Genomic DNA, 764 nt, shown 5'->3' with positions numbered 1-764 from the left:
TCGCTCTGCCAGAAAAACTCCGTGGTTTTGTCATCCACGGTTTTGCTGATGCGCCGCCCAAACGGGTCATAGCGATAGCGGGCGGTGTGCCCGTTGGGCGTGGTGATACCAATCAAACGATGCTGACAGTCGTAGCGGTATTCGGTGACGAGCTGCTGGCCTTTGCCGCGTCGCTCGCGGATCAGGTTGCCGAAGGCGTCGTAGTCATAGTGGTGGTCGCCCTGGATCATCAGGCGATTGCCGGCAACGATGTCCGGGCCCGGGCGGTTCTGCATCAGCAGGTTGCCCGCCGGGTCATGGCCGAAGCGTTCCTGCACGTCTTGCGAGTGGTTGGCGCGGGTCAGGCGGGCGAGGGGGTCGTAGTGGTAGTCGTGCTGGCCCTTGCGGGTGTCGAGCAGGCGGGTGAGGTTGCCGGTTTTGTCGTAGTCGTATTGACGCTGGTAAAGAATGTGCTCCTGCTGGCTGATGGCATGAGCGTGCAGGCGGTGCTGGTCGTCGTAGTGGTAGTGGCTGAGCAGCTGGCCTTGTTGACGTTGGTGTTCGCGGCCGTTTTTAAACAGGTGTGAGGTGAGCAGCGCACCATTGAGTTCGACGGTGGAAAGGTGGCCGCCTTTGTCGTGGTTGAACACCAGGCGGTTGTTGTCCGGCAGGCGCAGGTGTTTTAACTGGCCGCAGGCGTCGTAGCCATAACGCAGGGTGCCCCAGCCCTGGTGCTCGGCGGTGAGGCGATTTTGCACATCGTATTCGTAGGCCAGCGCCCAGTG

1 pseudogene is annotated in these 764 nt (G+C 61.4%); it reads right to left on the bottom strand.

Annotated elements, in window-relative coordinates:
* Positions 1-764 (bottom strand): annotated as a pseudogene (locus tag M5B97_RS27550) (type IV secretion protein Rhs); the annotation flags it as partial.

This window comes from Pseudomonas sp. MWU13-2517 (genome assembly GCF_023242545.1).
Taxonomy (GTDB): Bacteria; Pseudomonadota; Gammaproteobacteria; order Pseudomonadales; family Pseudomonadaceae; genus Aquipseudomonas.
The sequence above is the reverse complement of the archived record's forward strand: the minus strand, read 5'-3'. Positions and strand labels throughout refer to the sequence as shown.